The organism is Aeromonas sp. D3 (genome assembly GCF_027705025.1).
GTDB lineage: Bacteria > Pseudomonadota > Gammaproteobacteria > Enterobacterales > Aeromonadaceae > Aeromonas > Aeromonas salmonicida.
In genome coordinates this window covers 1-4,543 of sequence record NZ_JAPDBE010000078.1, presented here as the reverse complement: position 1 = coordinate 4,543, position 4,543 = coordinate 1, and the positions used below count along the sequence as shown (strand labels likewise).

The following is a 4,543-nucleotide window of genomic DNA, read 5'->3' as shown; positions in this document are numbered from 1 at the left end:
GGTCACCAAGATCCAAACGGACCCGTCGCCGAGCAACTTGCGAGCGATCCGATGCTACGAGAAAGCGGGGTTTGAGAAGCAAGGTACCGTAACCACCCCAGATGGTCCAGCCGTGTACATGGTTCAAACACGCCAGGCATTCGAGCGAACACGCAGTGATGCCTAAGTCAAACGTTGGGCGCACAATAAGGCTCCTCGCAGAGTTGCTTGAAAGTTGTTACGATTCAAATTCAATCATGAGATAGTCAGCAGATGAGCACTTCCAAGAACGCAGACAAGTAAGCCGCAGCAACCTTCATTTTTCGGTTGTTGCGGCGTTCTCATGAATCCTTTTGCTCTACGGGAGCGCCGCCAAATCCTTTGTTCAAGGAGATGGTTTCGTGCGCTCAAAAAACTTTAGTTGGCGGTACTCCCTTGCCGCCACGGTGTTGTTGTTATCACCGTTCGATTTATTGGCATCACTCGGCATGGACATGTACTTGCCAGCAGTGCCGTTTATGCCAAACGCGCTTGGTACGACAGCGAGCACAATTCAGCTTACGCTGACAACGTACTTGGTCATGATTGGTGCCGGTCAGCTCTTGTTTGGACCGCTATCGGACCGACTGGGGCGCCGCCCCGTTCTACTGGGAGGTGGCCTCGCCTACGTTGTGGCGTCAATGGGCCTCGCTCTTACGTCATCGGCTGAAGTCTTTCTGGGGCTTCGGATTCTTCAGGCTTGTGGTGCCTCGGCGTGCCTTGTTTCCACATTTGCAACAGTACGTGACATTTACGCAGGTCGCGAGGAAAGTAATGTCATTTACGGCATACTCGGATCCATGCTGGCCATGGTCCCGGCGGTAGGCCCATTGCTCGGAGCGCTCGTCGACATGTGGCTTGGGTGGCGGGCTATCTTTGCGTTTCTAGGTTTGGGCATGATCGCTGCATCTGCAGCAGCGTGGCGATTCTGGCCTGAAACCCGGGTGCAACGAGTTGCGGGCTTGCAATGGTCGCAGCTGCTACTCCCCGTTAAGTGCCTGAACTTCTGGTTGTACACGTTGTGTTACGCCGCTGGAATGGGTAGCTTCTTCGTCTTTTTCTCCATTGCGCCCGGACTAATGATGGGCAGGCAAGGTGTGTCTCAGCTTGGCTTCAGCCTGCTGTTCGCCACAGTGGCAATTGCCATGGTGTTTACGGCTCGTTTTATGGGGCGTGTGATACCCAAGTGGGGCAGCCCAAGTGTCTTGCGAATGGGAATGGGATGCCTGATAGCTGGAGCAGTATTGCTTGCCATCACCGAAATATGGGCTTCGCAGTCCGTGTTAGGCTTTATTGCTCCAATGTGGCTAGTGGGTATTGGTGTCGCCACAGCGGTATCTGTGTCGCCCAATGGCGCTCTTCGAGGATTCGACCATGTTGCTGGAACGGTCACGGCAGTCTACTTCTGCTTGGGCGGTGTACTGCTAGGAAGCATCGGAACGTTGATCATTTCGCTGTTGCCGCGCAACACGGCTTGGCCGGTTGTCGTGTACTGTTTGACCCTTGCAACAGTCGTGCTCGGTCTGTCTTGTGTTTCCCGAGTGAAGGGCTCTCGCGGCCAGGGGGAGCATGATGTGGTCGCGCTACAAAGTGCGGAAAGTACATCAAATCCCAATCGTTGAGAGAATGTGGCAAGCTATCGCCCAACAAATCGCTGCAGCCGACCCAAAACCGCTACGCGGTTTCGGTCGGCTGAGCTCAGGCGTTAGGCCTCGCCGAAGCGAAAGATCGCTACTTGAAGTGTTGACGCCTTTGTTTTAAAGTTTCGCGTCTATCTTTCTGATTTTGTTAAAAAATCAGACTTTGATTAATCATGTTAGACGTCAGAGGTATTTTGACTTAAACGCCTCTGAGGTCGAATTAACGTTAGCCACCAAGAAGGTGCCATGAAAACATTTGCCGCATATGTAATTATCGCGTGTCTTTCGAGTACGGCATTAGCTGGTTCAATTACAGAAAATACGTCTTGGAACAAAGAGTTCTCTGCCGAAGCCGTCAATGGTGTCTTCGTGCTTTGTAAAAGTAGCAGTAAATCCTGCGCTACCAATGACTTAGCTCGTGCATCAAAGGAATATCTTCCAGCATCAACATTTAAGATCCCCAACGCAATTATCGGCCTAGAAACTGGTGTCATAAAGAATGAGCATCAGGTTTTCAAATGGGACGGAAAGCCAAGAGCCATGAAGCAATGGGAAAGAGACTTGACCTTAAGAGGGGCAATACAAGTTTCAGCTGTTCCCGTATTTCAACAAATCGCCAGAGAAGTTGGCGAAGTAAGAATGCAGAAATACCTTAAAAAATTTTCCTATGGCAACCAGAATATCAGTGGTGGCATTGACAAATTCTGGTTGGAAGGCCAGCTTAGAATTTCCGCAGTTAATCAAGTGGAGTTTCTAGAGTCTCTATATTTAAATAAATTGTCAGCATCTAAAGAAAACCAGCTAATAGTAAAAGAGGCTTTGGTAACGGAGGCGGCACCTGAATATCTAGTGCATTCAAAAACTGGTTTTTCTGGTGTGGGAACTGAGTCAAATCCTGGTGTCGCATGGTGGGTTGGGTGGGTTGAGAAGGAGACAGAGGTTTACTTTTTCGCCTTTAACATGGATATAGACAACGAAAGTAAGTTGCCGCTAAGAAAATCCATTCCCACCAAAATCATGGAAAGTGAGGGCATCATTGGTGGCTAAAACAAAGTTAAACATCATGAGGGAAGTGGTGATCGCCGAAGTATCGACTCAACTATCAGAGGTAGTTGGCGTCATCGAGCGCCATCTCGAACCGACGTTGCTGGCCGTACATTTGTACGGCTCCGCAGTGGATGGCGGCCTGAAGCCACACAGTGATATTGATTTGCTGGTTACGGTGACCGTAAGGCTTGATGAAACAACGCGGCGAGCTTTGATCAACGACCTTTTGGAAACTTCGGCTTCCCCTGGAGAGAGCGAGATTCTCCGCGCTGTAGAAGTCACCATTGTTGTGCACGACGACATCATTCCGTGGCGTTATCCAGCTAAGCGCGAACTGCAATTTGGAGAATGGCAGCGCAATGACATTCTTGCAGGTATCTTCGAGCCAGCCACGATCGACATTGATCTGGCTATCTTGCTGACAAAAGCAAGAGAACATAGCGTTGCCTTGGTAGGTCCAGCGGCGGAGGAACTCTTTGATCCGGTTCCTGAACAGGATCTATTTGAGGCGCTAAATGAAACCTTAACGCTATGGAACTCGCCGCCCGACTGGGCTGGCGATGAGCGAAATGTAGTGCTTACGTTGTCCCGCATTTGGTACAGCGCAGTAACCGGCAAAATCGCGCCGAAGGATGTCGCTGCCGACTGGGCAATGGAGCGCCTGCCGGCCCAGTATCAGCCCGTCATACTTGAAGCTAGACAGGCTTATCTTGGACAAGAAGAAGATCGCTTGGCCTCGCGCGCAGATCAGTTGGAAGAATTTGTTCACTACGTGAAAGGCGAGATCACCAAGGTAGTCGGCAAATAATGTCTAACTCAAGCGTTAACCCAGGATGAGAACCTTGAAAGTATCATTGATGGCTGCGAAAGCGAAAAACGGCGTGATTGGTTGCGGTCCAGACATACCCTGGTCCGCGAAAGGGGAGCAGCTACTTTTTAAAGCATTGACCTACAATCAGTGGCTTCTGGTGGGTCGCAAGACGTTTGAATCTATGGGCGCACTCCCCAATAGGAAATACGCGGTCGTTACCCGCTCAGGTTGGACATCAAATGATGACAATGTAGTTGTATTTCAGTCAATCGAAGAGGCCATGGACAGGCTAGCTGAATTCACCGGTCACGTTATAGTGTCTGGTGGCGGAGAAATTTACCGAGAAACATTACCCATGGCCTCTACGCTCCACTTATCGACGATCGACATCGAGCCAGAGGGGGATGTTTTCTTCCCGAGTATTCCAAATACCTTCGAAGTTGTTTTTGAGCAACACTTTACTTCAAACATTAACTATTGCTATCAAATTTGGAAAAAGGGTTAACAAAGCTATGCAATCGACGGCAAAAAGCTTCGTTCGCTTCGCGCACTACGCCTTTTCCGCGATTGATAGCGACGTTATGTGAATATTGAAATGAGCATTCCAAAGAAAGGAAGTAGAAAAATTATCGTGGGCGAAAATGAGTTTTTGTGGCTCATTAGGTCAAAACTCACATATTCGCAGGACTGTTTAGGTACAGAAATGACTGCGGTCGTTGAACCGGATGCCGGTCCTCACTGATGAAGAAGTGAACACCGTACGGGAATCGTGCCGGCAGCTTGGAGCTATCGGCCGGAACCTCAACCAGGTGGCCAGGGCCTTGAACATCGAGTTCAGGGAAAGTGACAAGCTCAAGCAAGAGGCCATCGAAAAACTGGCCGAACGGATCGACCAGCATTTGGACCATGTGTCTGAGCTGTTCGATAAGACCTGGAGCCGGTGGCACGATTGTCATTTTCAGAAGACGACTGCACCAGTTGATTGGGCGTAATGGCTGTTGTGCAGCCAGCTCCTGACAGTTCAATA

6 protein-coding genes are annotated in these 4,543 nt (G+C 49.9%); 5 read left to right on the top strand and 1 reads right to left on the bottom strand.

What is annotated here, in order from left to right:
• The 5 genes from OKC28_RS22695 to dfrA14 form a co-directional block, all read left to right on the top strand.
• On the top strand, positions 1-166 hold a 166-nt coding region (locus tag OKC28_RS22695; protein ID WP_117407357.1), incomplete at its 5' end, for a GNAT family N-acetyltransferase.
• A 214-nt stretch (positions 167-380) separates the two neighbouring features.
• Positions 381-1,640 carry a chloramphenicol efflux MFS transporter CmlA5 gene (locus OKC28_RS22690; RefSeq protein WP_012300772.1) on the top strand — a complete coding sequence of 420 codons (1,260 nt, stop codon included), beginning with the start codon at positions 381-383 and terminating at the stop codon, positions 1,638-1,640.
• Positions 1,641-1,904: 264 nt separating this feature from the next.
• The gene (locus OKC28_RS22685; protein ID WP_000846390.1) at positions 1,905-2,705 is read left to right on the top strand and encodes an oxacillin-hydrolyzing class D beta-lactamase OXA-10; all 801 of its coding nucleotides are present in this window, start codon (positions 1,905-1,907) and stop codon (positions 2,703-2,705) included.
• 16 nt (positions 2,706-2,721) lie between these two features.
• Positions 2,722-3,513, top strand: a complete 792-nt coding sequence (aadA1, locus tag OKC28_RS22680; RefSeq protein ID WP_001209508.1) for an ANT(3'')-Ia family aminoglycoside nucleotidyltransferase AadA1 — start codon at positions 2,722-2,724, stop codon at positions 3,511-3,513.
• A gap of 34 nt (positions 3,514-3,547) precedes the next feature.
• On the top strand, positions 3,548-4,021 hold the full coding sequence (gene dfrA14 / locus OKC28_RS22675; RefSeq protein ID WP_004201280.1) for a trimethoprim-resistant dihydrofolate reductase DfrA14: 474 nt from the start codon (positions 3,548-3,550) through the stop codon (positions 4,019-4,021).
• A 166-nt stretch (positions 4,022-4,187) separates the two neighbouring features.
• On the opposite strand, the gene OKC28_RS23020 is transcribed toward dfrA14, so the two are convergent.
• Positions 4,188-4,543 (bottom strand): hypothetical protein (locus OKC28_RS23020; protein WP_425267749.1); only part of this gene is annotated, 356 nt, incomplete at its 5' end.